Source organism: Poinsettia branch-inducing phytoplasma str. JR1, assembly GCF_000309465.1.
Classification (GTDB): Bacteria; Bacillota_I; Bacilli_A; order Acholeplasmatales; family Acholeplasmataceae; genus Phytoplasma; species Phytoplasma pruni.
The window spans coordinates 1-258 of record NZ_AKIK01000180.1; the positions used below are offsets into that span (position 1 = coordinate 1).

Here is a 258-nt window from a genome sequence, read left to right on the forward strand (position 1 = left end):
CCGCTTTAAAAGGAAGTGGCGGAATTGAAACTAACTCAGATATCGTCTTAATGATGTCTGAATTCCAAACCAAACTATCCAAAGAGCAAGAAAAACCTTTAAATATATATAATTCAACCTTCAATCAACTCTATTTAGATTCTAATAACAATGAAAATCAAAAAATCATTGAAGTCAATATCAAAAAGAATCGTAGTGGCACCAAAAAAACCTTAGTTTATCACTTTGAAATGGCAACCCAAACCTTCCAAGAAATCG

The 258-nt window shown here is 31.8% G+C and carries 1 pseudogene; it reads left to right on the plus strand.

The window, feature by feature from the left end:
- Positions 1-258 (plus strand): annotated as a pseudogene (locus ON17_RS03180) (DnaB-like helicase C-terminal domain-containing protein); the annotation flags it as partial.